Source organism: Leisingera sp. ABM4_103 (genome assembly GCF_056158685.1).
The window spans coordinates 2,567,689-2,581,784 of the sequence record NZ_JBSWTU010000005.1 but is presented as its reverse complement, the minus strand read 5'-3'; the positions used below and the strand labels follow the sequence as shown (position 1 = coordinate 2,581,784).

At 62.5% G+C, this 14,096-nt stretch carries 15 protein-coding genes; 5 read left to right on the top strand and 10 right to left on the bottom strand.

Annotated features, from left to right (window positions below; all coding sequences use genetic code 11):
• Positions 1-31 precede the first annotated feature (31 nt).
• Complete coding sequence (locus tag ACXAED_RS14220) at positions 32-577, top strand: hypothetical protein (RefSeq protein WP_475050830.1); 546 nt, start codon at positions 32-34, stop codon at positions 575-577.
• Positions 578-719: 142 nt separating this feature from the next.
• Here ACXAED_RS14220 and efp read toward each other — a convergent pair whose 3' ends face one another.
• On the bottom strand, positions 720-1,283 hold the full coding sequence (gene efp, locus ACXAED_RS14215) for an elongation factor P (protein WP_420395470.1): 564 nt from the start codon (positions 1,281-1,283) through the stop codon (positions 720-722).
• Positions 1,284-1,500: 217 nt separating this feature from the next.
• On the opposite strand from efp, the gene ACXAED_RS14210 reads away from it, so the two are divergent.
• Both ACXAED_RS14210 and ACXAED_RS14205 read left to right on the top strand, forming a co-directional pair.
• The gene (locus ACXAED_RS14210) at positions 1,501-1,818 is read left to right on the top strand and encodes a DUF6280 family protein (RefSeq protein WP_065270891.1); all 318 of its coding nucleotides are present in this window, start codon (positions 1,501-1,503) and stop codon (positions 1,816-1,818) included.
• Between the two features lie 197 nt (positions 1,819-2,015).
• The gene (locus tag ACXAED_RS14205; protein ID WP_475050828.1) at positions 2,016-3,476 is read left to right on the top strand and encodes a cobyric acid synthase; all 1,461 of its coding nucleotides are present in this window, start codon (positions 2,016-2,018) and stop codon (positions 3,474-3,476) included.
• 282 nt (positions 3,477-3,758) lie between these two features.
• On the opposite strand, the gene ACXAED_RS14200 is transcribed toward ACXAED_RS14205, so the two are convergent.
• The 5 genes from ACXAED_RS14200 to ACXAED_RS14180 form a co-directional block, all read right to left on the bottom strand.
• Positions 3,759-4,880, bottom strand: a complete 1,122-nt coding sequence (locus ACXAED_RS14200) for a hypothetical protein (protein ID WP_475050826.1) — start codon at positions 4,878-4,880, stop codon at positions 3,759-3,761.
• A 75-nt stretch (positions 4,881-4,955) separates the two neighbouring features.
• Positions 4,956-6,362, bottom strand: a complete 1,407-nt coding sequence (locus tag ACXAED_RS14195) for a TolC family outer membrane protein (RefSeq protein WP_475050824.1) — start codon at positions 6,360-6,362, stop codon at positions 4,956-4,958.
• Between the two features lie 133 nt (positions 6,363-6,495).
• Positions 6,496-7,149, bottom strand: a complete 654-nt coding sequence (locus ACXAED_RS14190; protein WP_475050822.1) for a protein-L-isoaspartate O-methyltransferase family protein — start codon at positions 7,147-7,149, stop codon at positions 6,496-6,498.
• A gap of 221 nt (positions 7,150-7,370) precedes the next feature.
• Positions 7,371-7,667 (bottom strand): TraR/DksA family transcriptional regulator, encoded by a 297-nt coding sequence (locus ACXAED_RS14185; protein WP_475050820.1) that lies wholly within the window; start codon positions 7,665-7,667, stop codon positions 7,371-7,373.
• Positions 7,668-7,820: 153 nt separating this feature from the next.
• The gene (locus tag ACXAED_RS14180; RefSeq protein ID WP_259944836.1) at positions 7,821-8,147 is read right to left on the bottom strand and encodes a TraR/DksA family transcriptional regulator; all 327 of its coding nucleotides are present in this window, start codon (positions 8,145-8,147) and stop codon (positions 7,821-7,823) included.
• A 181-nt stretch (positions 8,148-8,328) separates the two neighbouring features.
• Here ACXAED_RS14180 and ACXAED_RS14175 point away from each other — a divergent pair, with 181 nt between their 5' ends.
• Positions 8,329-8,466, top strand: coding sequence for an entericidin A/B family lipoprotein (locus ACXAED_RS14175; RefSeq protein ID WP_008557432.1), 138 nt, complete (start codon positions 8,329-8,331; stop codon positions 8,464-8,466).
• 68 nt (positions 8,467-8,534) lie between these two features.
• On the opposite strand, the gene ACXAED_RS14170 is transcribed toward ACXAED_RS14175, so the two are convergent.
• The 4 genes from ACXAED_RS14170 to lepA form a co-directional block, all read right to left on the bottom strand.
• On the bottom strand, positions 8,535-8,774 hold the full coding sequence (locus ACXAED_RS14170) for a hypothetical protein (RefSeq protein WP_475050818.1): 240 nt from the start codon (positions 8,772-8,774) through the stop codon (positions 8,535-8,537).
• 281 nt (positions 8,775-9,055) lie between these two features.
• On the bottom strand, positions 9,056-9,586 hold the full coding sequence (locus ACXAED_RS14165; protein WP_475050816.1) for a hypothetical protein: 531 nt from the start codon (positions 9,584-9,586) through the stop codon (positions 9,056-9,058).
• A gap of 2 nt (positions 9,587-9,588) precedes the next feature.
• The gene (locus ACXAED_RS14160) at positions 9,589-10,494 is read right to left on the bottom strand and encodes a hypothetical protein (RefSeq protein ID WP_475050815.1); all 906 of its coding nucleotides are present in this window, start codon (positions 10,492-10,494) and stop codon (positions 9,589-9,591) included.
• A 154-nt stretch (positions 10,495-10,648) separates the two neighbouring features.
• The gene (lepA, locus tag ACXAED_RS14155) at positions 10,649-12,463 is read right to left on the bottom strand and encodes a translation elongation factor 4 (protein WP_475050814.1); all 1,815 of its coding nucleotides are present in this window, start codon (positions 12,461-12,463) and stop codon (positions 10,649-10,651) included.
• A gap of 38 nt (positions 12,464-12,501) precedes the next feature.
• Here lepA and ACXAED_RS14150 point away from each other — a divergent pair, with 38 nt between their 5' ends.
• Positions 12,502-14,016 (top strand): hypothetical protein, encoded by a 1,515-nt coding sequence (locus ACXAED_RS14150; protein WP_475050812.1) that lies wholly within the window; start codon positions 12,502-12,504, stop codon positions 14,014-14,016.
• Positions 14,017-14,096: the final 80 nt, after the last annotated feature.

The window sequence follows — 14,096 nt, the reverse complement described above, 5'->3', positions numbered from 1 at the left end:
GTCGCGGGCAGAATTGCTGAAAGGGTATTTGATGCGACTGGTGTTTGGCATGTGCCTGGCCGCGCTGGCGGCCTCCCCGGCGCTGGCGGAGTATTGGAGCTACAAGGACTGGCACGCGGCTGTGGAGCCGCATGTGACGGAGCAGGACAGTTACCTGACCTGCCGCGCCTGGACCGGCGGCGATGGCGACCCGATCCTTGCGCTGGAGGTTTTTTCCGGTGATGCGGGTCCGCCCGCGTTCTACCCGATGGCGCAGGTGCAGGAATACGCGCCCCGGCACTACCCCACGCTGATGCAGCAGGGCGGCACGGTGGATTTCCTCTTTGACTTCGACCGGACGTTCTCGGTCGCCGCCGGGATCAATTCCTGGATCAATGAGGAAGGGCTGGCGGAAGCCGAAAGCGTGCTGCGTTTCCAGGATCACCTGCCGATGCTTCAAGCCATGAAACAGGGACGCTGGGTGGAAATCTGGGCGGGCAGCGAGATGTTCTACGAAGCCTCGCTCAGCGGCTTTACCGCGGCCTATGGCAAGATGATGGATGAATGCGGTTTTGACCTGGCGCTGCCTGCCGGGTGATCCGGCTAGCGGGCAGCCCGGGCAAAAGTTTTCTGAAAACTTTTGCCTAAGACTTTTCAGAAAAGTCTTAGGTGCCCTGCGGGCACGGAAAAAGCCGCCCCCGAGGGAGGGCGGCTTTCTGCTTTCCGGGGCGCGGCCTGGATCAGGCGCGCTCGGAATATTCCATGGTCTCGGTGTTGACCACGATCATCTCGTCCTGGCCGACGAAGGGCGGCACCATGACCTTGACGCCGTTGTCCAGGATCGCCGGCTTGAAGGAGTTCGCCGCGGTCTGGCCTTTGACGACCGGCTCGGTCTCGACGATCTTGCAGGTCACTTTCTGCGGCACGGTCGCGTTCAGCGCCTCGGACTCGTAGAATTCCACCACGATGGTCATGCCGTCCTGCAGGAACGGGCGGCGGTCGCCCAAGAGATCCGCGGGCAGCTCGATCTGCTCATAGGTTTCGGCATCCATGAACACCAGCATGCCGTCGCTCTCATAGAGGAACTGCTGGTCCTTCTGCTCCAGGCGGACGCGCTCTACCTTGTCCGCCGAGCGGAAGCGCTCGTTCAGCTTGGAGCCGTTGCGCAGGTTGCGCAGCTCGACCTGGGCAAAGGCGCCGCCCTTGCCGGGTTTGACGTGATCGACCTTCACCGCTGCCCACAGGCCGCCGTTGTGTTCCAGAACGTTGCCGGGGCGGATTTCATTGCCGTTGATCTTGGGCATGAGAAATGCCTTTCAGATGGTTGATGAATTCTTACCAGCCCCTATATCTGGCGGGCTTGGCGCTGGCAAGACAAGGATCTGGTATGGAATGAGTGAGAAAAGGTATGCGCAATTTGCATGAAAGCTATGCATCTGCGCCCTATCCGAATTGTCACAATTCCGCCATAAGCAGCGCTACGCCGAAAATTGCAATAGCAAGAACAACAAGGGATACGAGATGCGAGATTTCGTAGACGGCACCGCTTATAACAACGAGCAAGGCAACCGCGCCCGCAAACTGTTTGCTGCCGTGGTCCTGGCCGCACTGGATGACGCCATCGCCGACGACAAGAAATACGGCAATGGCCCGGAGCAAATCGCCCGCTGGGCACGCTCCCGCGATGGCCGCGAAGTGCTGTCCTGCGCCGGTATCGACCCCAACGAACGGGTGGTCGAAGGCCTGATGGAATTTGTCGGCCGCGGGGTACGGACCTCGGTTGCGCTGTCGCGTGAAGAGAGCGAGCGCCGCAATGCCGCACAGGCTGAAGCCGCCTAAAGGCTGCTGCCTGCATTGCTGAAAAGCGCGCCCCTTCGGGGCGCGTTTTTCTTTTGCCCGCGCGGGTTTCCCCAGCGTCAACCGGTCGCCCCCGGACAGCGTGCCGACGGTTCCGGCGCAGCCGTTATGGACGCCGGCGTCTAACCTGCTATGCAGGCCCCAGAAATGCGGGGCGCAGGCAGGGAGCTGGCAGCAAGATGACACGGGCGCGTTCGATCATGATCCAGGGCACCGGCAGCAATGTCGGCAAGTCACTTCTGGTGGCAGGGCTGGCGCGCGCCTATGTGCGGCGCGGGCTGAAGGTTGCGCCGTTCAAGCCGCAGAACATGTCCAACAACGCCGCCGTCACCCCTGAGGGCGGCGAGATCGGCCGTGCGCAGGCCTTGCAGGCGCGCGCGGCGATGCGGGCGCCGCATACCGACATGAACCCGGTGCTGCTGAAGCCCGAAACCGACACCGGCGCCCAGGTGATCGTGCAGGGCAAGCGCCGCGGCACCCAAGGCGCGGGTTCGTTCATGCGCGACAAATCCGGCCTGCTGGAGGCAGCGCTGGAGAGCTACCGGCGGCTGGGGGCGGACGCGGATCTGGTGCTGATCGAGGGCGCGGGCTCGCCGGCAGAGACAAACCTGCGCAAGAACGATATTGCCAATATGGGCTTTGCCTGCGCGGCTGAGGTGCCGGTGGTGATTGCAGGCGACATCCACCGCGGCGGGGTGATTGCGCAGATCGTGGGCACCCATGCGGTGCTGGAGCCGCAGGATCTGGAGCGGGTCGTGGGTTTTATGGTGAACCGGTTCCGCGGCGACCTCAGCCTGTTCGACGGCGGCCGCGATGACATTGCTGCGCGCACCGGCTGGCCCTCGCTTGGCGTGGTGCCATGGTTCTGGGACGCTTGGAAGCTGCCGGCCGAGGACATGATGGACATCGCCTCGCGCCAGGGCGGCGCCTGCAAGGTGGTGGTGCCGCAGCTGGAGCGGATGGCCAATTTCGACGACCTCGACCCGCTGGCGGCGGAGCCGGAGGTGACAGTGGAGATCGTGCCGCCCGGCCGCGCCCTGCCCGGCGATGCGGATCTGGTGATCCTGCCCGGCAGCAAGTCGACCATTGGCGATCTGGCTTATCTGCGGGCGCAGGGCTGGGACATCGACATCCTCGCGCATTACCGCCGCGGCGGCCATGTGCTGGGCCTGTGCGGAGGCTATCAGATGCTGGGCAAGACCATTGACGATCCCGAGGGCGTCGATGGGCGTCCCGGTAAGGTGGACGGCCTGGGCCTGTTGGACGTGCACACGGTGATGGCGGGTGAAAAACGCGTCACGCTGACCGAGGCAGTCACGCGGGACGGCAACCTGCCGGTGAACGGTTACGAAATTCACATGGGCCGCACCACGGGCGCCGACTGCACCCGCGCCTGGCTCAGCATCAATGGGCGGCCCGAAGGGGCCGCCTCTGCCGATGGCCGGGTGAAGGGGTCTTATCTGCACGGGCTGTTTTCTTCGGATGCCTTCCGCGCCAGCGTCCTGGCTTCGCTGGGGCATGAGAGCCAGGCCGGCTACGAGGATGGCGTTGACGAGACGCTGGACAAGCTGGCAGAGCATCTGGAACGCTACATGGACCTGGACCAGCTGCTGGAGCTGGCGCAGCCCGTCCGGTTCTGACCACAGGCGGAGGCGCTCCCGCGCCCGCCGGCCAGCGCTGGCTGCCGCCAGCACCGTCCGCAGCCTTGGGCCCGGCGCCGCGCTCTGCGCGGCGCCGGGCCCGACGGGCGGAAGGCTTTTTCAAAAGCCGCCCGCCGGGCGGGAGCCCGCCTCTGCCAGCCTCAGCCGTAAAGGTGGTTCTGATCCCGCTTGTCCGAACAGGCCAAATGAAAAAGGCACGCGCGGGGCGTGCCTTGGTGGAGATTACTGCAACCGGCTTTTCTGGCCGATTGCCGTCAGGCTTCAGAGCAGGTCATGCGCCGCCAGCGCCCGGTGGATTTCCCGCCGCACCAGCTTGCGGACGTTGCGGGTGATCCGCTCGCCCAAGGGGCCCTGAAGCTCTTCGCGCACGATGCTGGCGACCAGATCGCGCAGGCCGTCCTCGTCGAGATAGCTGTCGCCGGTCTCTGCCAGCGTCTCCAGGGCCGCGCCGGTGAAGGCGGCCTCCACCACCGTTTCCGCCGGGTCTGCTGCGGGCGCAGTGTCCGGCCCTGCCGGCTGAGGCCTGCCGGACTGTGTTTCGCCGTCGTCTTCCGCATCTTCCGCGGGCTCAGGGCGGAAGTCCGCATCGCTGATTGCAGCCTCGCCGTCTGCCGGCGCGGCGGAGCGGGCGGGTGCCGGTTCGTCGCGCCATTCGATGGTATCGACCAGCGTGGCGGCAAAGGGTGCTTCGGTCTTGCTGTCAGGCTCCCATTGCTGCTGGTCCTGATCCCGCGCGCCGGTGCTGCGCGCCTCCAGCTCGGCGATCTTGCGGACCACTGAGGCTGCGCGGGCACCCGCGGTGCCGCCGGCCTGGTCCTCCGCCGGTATTTCGCCCGCGGCGATCTTCGTCCCCGCCTTCTTCGGCGGCGTACCGGACGCCGCAGAAAACAGAGTGGCGGCGGGGTCGGCCCAGGGGGCCGCGGTCTCTGCACTGCCGGTCTCTTCCGCCTCGCCGGTTCCGGTTCCGTCCTGCCGGGTGCCGTCCAGGTCAGCAGGGCCGGTGTCGTAAACGCCGGCGCGGTGGCGGAAGGCAACAGCCGGTTCCGCTGCGGGCTCCTCTGACGCCGCCTCTTCGCGCGCATCATCCGTGGACCGCTCTGCCGCCGGCAGGGCCTCAGGCGTCTCATGCTGAACATCCGGGGCGGTGCCCGGCGCCACCTGCGAGGACGCTTCGGCCAAGTACGGCGCGTCCTCATCCGGGGCGGGGCTGCCAGCCGTGTCCGGGCTGCGGGGTTCCGGTTCCTTAACCCGCAGCGCAGGCGTCAGCACCAGCTTGGCCGCCGGTTCCGGAGCCGCGGGCTCGCCACGGCTGTCTTCGCTCACCAGGCGGCGGATTGAGGACAGCACATCTTCAATCTCAGCATGGGTAACTGGATCGGACATTTTATAAACCACTCTTGCCTCTTACCAGAGAGTGTAGCCGCGTTCCCGCCACCGCACAACAGATAGGATAAACTATCAGTTGCGCCCCAAGGCCTTGAGCACCCGGTCCAGATCCTTGCCGCGCTTGCTGCGGTGCGCGGGGGCGTCCTTGACCAGGTTGTAGTAAAGCGTCGGGTCATAGATCTCCACCGCCAGGCCAAGGTGCTCGGCGGTCAGCAGGCCCTGCGACTGCAGCAGCTGATAGGCCGCAATCGCCTGGTTGGCGCGGGCGTTCACCTGCTCGGTCTGCGCGTCGAGGTATTCCTGCTCTGCCTGAAGCACGTCGAGGGTGGTGCGGGCGCCCAGGGTGGCTTCCTCGCGGATGCCGTCAAAAGCAACCCTGGAGGCGCGCACGCGCTCGCCCGAAGACACCAGGCTGGCCCGGGCGGTCTCAACATTAAAGAAAGCTTCGCTCACCGCCTGCTGGACGGCGCGCTGGGTGTCGATCAGCGCGCCGCGCTCTGCGTCGGCGTTGGCAATGGCCCGGCGCCGGACCGCGGCATTGCGGCCGCCAGCATAGAGTTGCTGGCTCAGCGTGATGCCGATGCTGGAGGAATTGGCTGCCCCGGCCCCGTCCTGCACGTCTTCGCTCACGCCGGCGCTTGCCTGCAAGTTCACCGTCGGGCCAAGGCTCGCGGTTGCGGCAGCGACCTGATACTCCCGCGACTTGACGACGTGCTGCTGCGACAGCAGATCCGGCTGGTTCCGCAGCGCCACAGTCTGCGCCGCGCCAAGCGAAACGCGCTGGCGGGGCAAGGCGGGCTGGCCGGCGATAACGCCGGGGGCCCGGCCGACGACCTGCTGGTAGGTTGCCTTGGCGGTCAGCAGGGTGCCCTCGGCGTCGGTCAGGCTGGCACGCGCGCCGGCAACACGGCTTTCGGCAAGGGCCACGTCGGTGCGGGTGACTTCGCCGACTTCAAACCGGTCCTGCGCGGCCTTAAGCTCCTCCTGCAGCAGACGGAGGTTGTTGCGGCGCAGGGCGACGTTTTCCTGCCCCTGAAGAACGCCGACATAGGCCTGAACAGCCCGGAACAGCACCGTCTGCTCCACGCTGAGCAAGGCCTGCCGGGTGGCCAGCACGATTTCCTGAGCCGCCAGCTTGTCCAGTCGCGAGGAGCCGCCGTCATACAGAAGCTGCGTCAGTTCCAGCTGGGTGGACAGGGTGTTGCGCGTCTGGTTGAGGTTCACCTCGTTATAGGAGTTGATTGCGTTCACCGTCCACTGGACCAGCGGCCGCAGCCGGGAAACGGCAATCGCGACGTCTTCATCCGCGGCCCGCAGCAGCGCCCGGTTCTGCTCCAGCAGACCGCTGGTTTTATAGGCGCCAATCATGGCGTCGGACAGGTTGTCCGCGGCCGCCTTGAGCGGCATCAGCGCCGAGGCGGCAACGCCGCCGGCAAACACAAAAGCCTTAAACACACTCGCCGGGAATTTCTTATGCATCGGTTGCCTTTTATATTGCCGCGCCGCCAGCCGCGGTGAGTTGTCCCTGATCAGGCGCCAGAGTCACCGGCGCCCGGCCTCTCCCCATTATCAGCGGCCCCGCCCCGCCGGCCGCCGTGCCTGACCTGTGCGGTCAGAGCGCAAATTCGCGCGCAGCAGCAAACCCGGGCAGCACCGGCGCAGCGGCGTTGAAGTCGAACCGCCAGGAAATCCTGCCGCCGCTCTTGTAGCCGATCTTCACCTCGCCCAGCGCGCCGTTCATCATCAGCGCCGCGATCCGGCCGCCGTCCTTGAGCTGCGCCAGCAGCGGCGCGGGCAGTTCTTCAACCCCGCCCTGCACCAGGATCACGTCATAAGGCCCGTGTTCTGCCGCGCCGTCCGCCAGCGGGCCCACGTGCACAATCGCGTTGTCGGCGCTGATTTCGGACAGCATCGCCTGGGCGTCGGCGGCCATGTCCTCATCTTCCTCGACGCCGATCACCATCTGCGCCACCCGCGCCGCAACCGCGGTGGAATAGCCCAGCCCGCAGGCCACATCGAGCACCAGCTCATCGTTCTGGATATCCAGCGCATCCAGCATCTTGGCCAGGGTGCGCGGCTCCAGCAGCACGCGGCTGCCGCCGAGGCTCACATTCTGGTCGGCATAGGCGGCTTCGCGCTGCGCATCCGGCACGAACTGCTCGCGCGGGACCGCCAGCATGGCTTCGATGATCGGGTATTTGGTGACATCCGACGGGCGGATCTGGGTATCCACCATCATGCGGCGGCGTTCGGCGAAATCAGGCATCTGCTAAACTCATGTGTTCAGTCTGTTACAGCAGGTTGTGGCACATCCCGGCAGGCACGGCAACGGGGCCTTTGGCGCGAGGGCCGCAACTGGTGCAGCGCTGCAGCGGCGCGGCGCCGCTCAGCGCGCCGCAAACAGCAGCAGCCAGCGGGCCGGGCGGCCGCTGGCTGTGATAGATTTATGGTTTCCGGCGGCTGCGGGCGGCCGGCGCCCTGCCCCGGCTAGAGAGCGCAGCTTTTGCAGAAGGGCGAGGCCGGGCGCTGGTCCAGCCAGTCGTCGCCGATATCGTCGCCGCAAATCTGGCAGAAGCCGTAAGACCCCTCGCGCAGGCGCGCCAGCGCGGCGTCGATGCGGCGCAGCTCGTCCAGGCTGGCCTTCGCCGGCACCCCGATGGCCGGCGCCCGTGGCATACGAGGCGCTGCATACGCCCCCTCCATCCCAAGCCCGGCCTGTGACAGAATCCCTGCCAGCTCCGTCCGGCGCACCTCAAGCGTTTGTTTTCTGGTGGAAAAGTCCATAGTACATACCCTCCAGCTCAATTTTCGCGCAACGTGCCGTGAGGCCAAAGCTATAGCCTTGATCCAGATCAAGATACTCGCGATTTTCGGGGATTGCACTACCCTATAAGTTGCGAATTTTTTGTAAACCCCTGTTGCGCCGGAGGCTGCGGCTCAGCCGGCCCCTTCTGCCGCGCAGGTCTTGCACAGGGGCGCCGCGGGCAGCAGGTCCAGACGTGCGTCGGAAATCATCTCGCCGCAGGAGGCGCAGATGCCGTAGGTGCCCGCCTTGATCCGGGCCAGCGCCGCATCGATCCGGCGCAGCTCGTCCAGCTCCGCATTGCCGAGGCTTTCCAGCACCTCGTCGCCCTGCCGCTCGGAGGCGCGGTCCTCCCAGTCCTTGGGCATCGGCGCGTCCAGCGTGTGCTCAACCTCGCTCAGATGCCCGGTCAGTTCAGCCCGGCGCGCCTCCAGCGCCTGTTTGCGGGTGGAAAGATCCATGATGTCTGCCTCCTGTTTTGTCCTGCGCAGCGTAGCCCGGCCCCGGACGCCCGGCCTTGACTTGGCTCAAGCCCCTTGCAAGCCCCGCAAATCCGCTGGCCCGCAAATCCGCTGGCCTGAGGCGGGGCGGCTTGCTAGACATTTGCCAAAGGGTTTGAGCAGAGATGAGGAGCCTTCGACGATGATCCGGATTTTCACATGTGCGCTGATGCTGCTGGGCCTGGCGGCCTGCGAAACCACCAAGGGCGCGGGGCGCGATATTTCCAAGGCAGGCCAGGCGATCAGCGGCGCCGCGCAGGACGTGCAGGACAGCTTCTGAGCGGCTGATGCGAAGACTGTGAGGACGCCCGGCCAGCCGCCGGGCGTTTTTGTTTGGGCTGCGGGGCCTCAGATCCCCAGCATCGCCTTGGCCTCGGCCAGGGTCTCGACCGAGGCATCGTGATCGCCCGCGTCATGCAGGCTTTGCCCCTCGTCGCGCAGTTCCTGGACGGTTGCCAGGTCTTCTTCCGACAGTTCGGTGCCTGCGGCCAGCGCGGCGTCGATGGCGGCAATGTCGGCGGGGCATTGCCCGGCCAGAAGCGGCGACGCCAAAAGGGTGATCGCGGCGGCCAAAGTCAGGTGTTTCATGGTGTTATCCTCCCCAGATGAACGGGGTGGAGGATAACACGGAATGGGTGCGTTTTCAGGCAGGAGTTGCGGAGAGGCCACGGATGGGCGGAGAGTGGCGCATGGGGTTGGCGGTAGATGGTAGGCAGGATTGCCCACCCTACGGTGTTTGATCAGCACGCGGAGGGCAGCGCCCGGCCCGGCGGGGTGGGAAGCGAAGCGCCCGCGTCGTGCTGGAAGCACGCCTCCGGCGTGACGAGGGGCGGGACGGGCGCTGCCCGGTCTGGCGACCGGGCGACTGTTTAGTCTCTCAACTCGTGGCCAATTGAGAACGCTACATGTGTTCTGCGAACAAGCATCAACAGGGATAAGAAAAAGTGAGTAACAACCAGTATTAACGCCGCACCTTCAAGGCGAGAGCTTACGTCAAAGACCTCCAAGACTAGAAAGAGCAATAAAGCTACGCAGGATATGCAAATGAGATAGGAGGTGTTAAAATTCACGTCCTTGAAAAACTGCTTCTGCCTTTGATACTTGATCTCCCGCTTTCTATTTTGGATAGCATCTTCAACCTTCCTCGGAGGCGACGGAGCCAGGCTGTAGAGCGCAATTTGGGCGCTGAATAGAAGTGCGGAAAAGATCGAAAATACTGCAATTAATGGTGAGGTTAGATCGTCTGGGAGATTAAACGGTTTGAGAAAGTAGACAACTGACAGAAACGCTGGGCCGCCATAAAAAACGGCGACATCTACCAGCGACAAGTTGCCGGTCTTGTCGTTTCTCAAAGTGCTAAAATGGTCTCGAAAAACGACAAGAATGTTCAACTTTTGCATTGTCACCCCGCCGCTATGTCAACAAACAACTGCTCAACTTCATGATCAATGGATACATACTTCGGGTGACCGTTGGGCATCCTAAGGACATCCTCCGAAAGGTCGATCTTACCTGCGTTTTTGCTCAGGCCAACGATGACTACTTTTCTTGTCTTCCCACCTACAACAACATTGGCTGATGCTTCATCGAAGTAAGTATCATTGTACTTCAATTCTTGTTGGTCACTGTCGCCCTTCCGAATTCGTTTCATAACTTGGGAGAGCTTGCCTAGTGACGACCTTGGCTTCGCTTTAAAGGAGACATCCAAATCCACGATCTCGTTAGGGTCAACAACAGCATTCTCAGCTGAATCAGTTGAGTATTCCCGTTTCACAAGACTGATAGTTTTCACATCCCCCTCCATGTAGCTCTTCATGGAAGCTGGATGAACTGGGTTCATATCCAACATATGGTCTTCGGTTACAGCCCGGAAGCAGTCTTGCAGAGCCTGTTGCACCCGATTAACGCAAGACCGTTGTCCAAATGTTTGAAGGGCGAGCAAACCATACTCACCATCATCAGGCACCCAAACTCGAAAATAAATTGGAATAACATCCAAGTCTGTTACAGAGCGTTTGTACCTTACTGATCGCGTCTTCCCATCAACAATCTCCAATTCGTAACCAGAGCTGCCGTACCGAATTGTTCCACTGCTGGTAAAACCATCTTTTCTTACATCCTCAAAGTACCAAGAGCGCGGACGCCCTGTTTCCTCATCCAATGGACTTTTAAATCTCTTAAGAAGAACGGGAACTGCCTTTGAGAGAGTGGCTCCTTCACCATTTTCTCCTAGTGGAATCACCTCGAATTTTCTCTTTCGGCGAATTTTCAAGGAGTAGATGTGTAGGCCGATCGAGTTGTCTGACATGCGATGCTCACTAGGTGTACTTTGGCCGCAACATTAGATTTCTGCTCAAGCAAGAGTCAACCTATATGGGATCATATGAAAGGCCACTCTCCTCTATCAAGAAGCGCAATCGCAACTGACCGCTTTCGCCCGCGCGCTCTCAAAATGGACAGCCTTAGCTGTCCATTTTGAGAGCGGAAATGAACGCTTCCTGCGGGATATCCACTTTGCCGAACTGGCGCATCTTCTTCTTGCCCGCTTTCTGCTTGTCCAAGAGCTTGCGCTTCCGGGTGGCGTCGCCGCCGTAGCATTTGGCGGTCACGTCCTTGCGCAGGGCGGAGAGGGTCTCGCGGGCGATCACCTTGCCGCCGATGGCGGCCTGGATCGGGATCTTGAACATGTGGCGCGGGATCAGCTCCTTGAGCTTCTCGCACATCGCCCGGCCGCGCATCTCGGCGCGGTCGCGGTGGACCATGGTGGAGAGCGCATCCACCGGCTCGTCATTCACCAAGACCGACATCTTGACCAGGTTGTCCTGGCGGTAGCCTGTCATCTGGTAATCGAAGGAGGCATAGCCCTTGGTCACCGATTTCAGGCGGTCGTAGAAGTCGAAGACCACCTCGTTCAGCGGCAGGTCATAGACCACCATGGCGCGGGAGCCGGCGTAGGACAGGTCCATCTGGATACCGCGGCGGTCCTGGCAGAGCTTCAGCACGTCGCCCAGGTATTCGTCCGGCACCAGGATGGTCGCCTTGATCCGCGGCTCCTGGATGTGGTCGACCTTGGAGGGGTCGGGCATGTCGGCGGGGTTGTGCAGCTCGATCATCTCGCCGGGCACGTTGTCCTTGCCCTTCATGTAGACGTGGTAGATCACGCTTGGAGCCGTCGTGATCAGCTCGATGTTATATTCGCGTTCGATCCGGTCGCGGATCACCTCAAGGTGCAACAGGCCGAGGAAGCCGCAGCGGAAGCCGAAGCCGAGGGCGGCGGAGGTTTCCATTTCAAACGAGAATGAGGCGTCGTTCAGGGCCAGCTTGTCGATGGCGTCGCGCAGGTCCTCGAATTCCGCGGAGTCGACCGGGAACAACCCGCAGAACACCACCGGCTGGGCGGGTTTGAAGCCCGGCAGGGCCTTATCGGTGCCGTTGCGGTCGTTGGTGATGGTGTCGCCGACGCGGGTGTCGCGCACCTGCTTGATCGAGGCAGTGAGGAAGCCGATCTCGCCCGGGCCCAGTTCGTCCACCACCTGCATGGCGGGGCGGAACACGCCGATGCGGTCGACGTGGTGCAGGGTGTTGTTCGACATGAACTTGACCCGCATGCCCTTTTTCAGGACGCCGTCCATGATGCGGACCAGGACGATCACGCCGAGGTAGCTGTCGTACCAGGAGTCGACCAGCATCGCCTTCAGCGGCGCATCGCGGGTGCCCTGCGGTGCGGGCAGGTGCTGGACGATGGCCTCCAGCGTCTCGCGGATGCCCTGGCCGGTCTTGGCCGAAACCTGGATGGCGCCGGTGGCGTCGATGCCGATCACATCCTCGATCTGCTCCGCCACCCGGTCGCAGTCCGAGGCCGGCAGGTCGATCTTGTTCAGGACGGGCACGATCTCATGATCCGCATCAATCGCCTGGTAGACGTTGGCGAGCGTTTGCGCCTCCACCCCTTGGGTCGAGTTGACCACCAGCAGCGAGCCCTCAACCGCACGCATGGAGCGGGAGACCTCATAGGCAAAGTCGACGTGGCCGGGGGTGTCGATCAGGTTCAGGACGTAGGTTTCGCCGTCGTCCGCCTTGTAGTCGATGCGGACGGTGTTGGCCTTGATGGTGATCCCGCGCTCGCGCTCGATGTCCATGGCGTCGAGCAGCTGCTCCTTCATATCGCGGTCCTTCACCGTTCCGGTCTCCTGGATGAGCCGGTCAGCGAGGGTGGATTTGCCATGGTCGATATGGGCGACGATGGAGAAATTGCGGATGTGAGCGAGGTCAGTCATGCTCAGGCATATGATTTGGAATCACGTATTGGTCAAGCATGGTTGATGTAGATCCTGAGTTTATCGAAGAGACGCCTCCTGAGATCACTGCCTTGGCGCAGAGGATCGAAGAGCTTCCTGCAAAAACTGCGCTGAAAGTCTTGGCGCGCTGTGCACTCCGAACTCTGAATGTACATCTAGCTAGTCAATCAGCGTTGGCCTCTGGAGAAGTTCTACATGAACTTCGCCACCTGATTTACGCTGTGTCCGCATGTTTCGAACCAGAAAAGGATCGCTTACCTCTTGCAGCGTTCGACGACCAAGCAGCGATGTTGGGCGCTGGCGTTACCTGGAGAAATTTGGTCGCGTTCATTCAAGGAGACCAAAGGCAAACGGAACATGAATGGCGAAGGATAATTTTGATATCCTCTGAGAATGTCGCATCACTACCGTCTCCAGAAGCAGGGGAAACATTGCTTTCCAGGCAAGCATCTTTTGACCTCAACCATGCATCAGAGCTGGACAAGGCTCCTCTTTGGGACCCTAGCGTTCGAAATGGTACTAAACTGTCAATAGTTGATATTGTTGGCGAAGCCTGGCTCGACACAAACGGCCAGTATGAGTTTTGGCTGGAATGGTATTCTGGCTTCTATCATGGCGCACCACTGGACTGGGATCTTCAACGCCGCGTCACCCTGATCGACGATGCAATCTGGGCCACAGGCCCCGAAGCCGTCGCCGCCGAGATCGAGCGCATCAAGGCAGAGATGCTCTCGGAAAAACTGCCGATGGCCGAGACCATCGAACTGAACCCGGAGACCGGCCAGTTCCGCGCAGTGCCTATCCCGGTCGAAAACGCGCCCTACATGTCCGCACTGTTGTCGCAGATCAGCGACGCGCTGGAGGATTGCCTGGGCGGGCATAACGGGCTGTCTGATCGCTCGGGCGACGCTAAGAAACTCAACCGGGTGCTGACCAAATACAGGGACGACCCGCAGAATGCGGAGCTGACCCTGACCCGGGTGGCGGGCAGCCTGCGGGCGCAGCTGCATGACAACCGTGAGCTGCCGGACAATGAGGACAACCTCGCCCTGCTGAACGCGGTGGAGGAAGGCGTGCGAGGCATCCGGGCCAATCATCCGGAGGTGGCTTCCAACCGGGCGCAGCTTGCCCAGCAGGCATTCAAGGCGCTTGCGCCTGAGGACAAGCAGGTGCTGGAAGCGGCCCTGCCTGTGCTGACAGCCATCAGCGAGCCGGAGCTGGCAGATGATTTCGCGCAGGACATTCCCGAGTTGACAAACGATGCCCGGCTGCCGCTGCCAGACGGAGCGCCGCCCTTGCCGGGGGCTGATGCGGCTACGCGGGTTTTCAGCCGCCTGTCCAAGATGGCTTTGCTGCAGGAACAATACGGCAAGCTCACACGCAAAGGCGCCGAATGGTTTGACAGCGATACACGCAAGACCGTGCAGCTAGCTGGTTTGGTTGGTGGCGGAGCGATTGCAGCAGGGGTTAACTTCGGGCCCAAACTGCTTGAACTTGTACAAATCGGCCTTCGCCTGCTCGGCGTCCTCTAGTTTAACTCCCGCCCGGCGGCAGCGCCGGGCAGCGCCCGATCCGCCCCCACGGGCGGGCGCGGCCCTCCGTTTTGCTGCAC